This is a genomic window from Streptomyces sp. P5F9 (assembly GCF_057961495.1).
This window is the reverse complement of record NZ_JBXVPZ010001049.1, coordinates 1-607: the sequence shown is the minus strand read 5'-3', so window position 1 is coordinate 607 and position 607 is coordinate 1. Positions and strand designations below refer to the sequence as shown.

Annotated in this window: 1 protein-coding gene; it reads right to left on the bottom strand. The window is 71.0% G+C overall.

Annotated elements, in window-relative coordinates; translation table 11 throughout:
* The coding region (locus tag AC31A1_RS52335; RefSeq protein WP_489660065.1) for a M1 family aminopeptidase at positions 1 to 607 on the bottom strand (607 nt) is incomplete at both ends.

Sequence of the window (607 nt, the reverse complement as noted above, 5' to 3'; positions counted from 1 at the left end):
GTGTCGCGCAGGGCGTTCCAGACGACCGCGCGGGTGAGGGGTTCGGGGAGGCCGGAGAGGCTGGTGCGGACGGTTTCGAAGGAGTCGGGGTCGAAGCGGACCTTGGCGTAGGTGAGGTCGCCGTCGTTGAGGAGGAGCAACGCCGGGCGCTTGCCGAGGGGTTGGGGCTCGGTCTGCGGGATGTCGAGGTCGAGGCGTTCGCGCAGGGTGAGGCGGCCGGTGTCGCCGGGGTCCTGGTCGTAGAGGCCGACGGCGATGCGGTGCGGACGGCTGCCGGTGCGGTCGACGGTCAGGGTGTACGTGCTGTCGTCGGCGCGGGTGACGGTCGGGGTGAGCGTGTCCACGCCCGTCGTGCGCAGCCACGCGTCGGCCCACGCGTGGACGTCCCGTTCCGTGCCCGAGGCGAGGGAGTCGATGAAGTCGGCGAGGGTGGCGTTGGCGAACTTGTGGCGGGCGAAGTGGGTGTTGATGCCGGCGAGGAAGTCCTTCTCGCCGACCCAGGCCACGAGTTGGCGTAGTGCGGAGGCGCCCTTGGCGTAGGAGATGCCGTCGAAGTTGAGGAGGGCGGAGGCGGTGTCGTCGACGTTCTCGGGGGCCACGGGGTGGG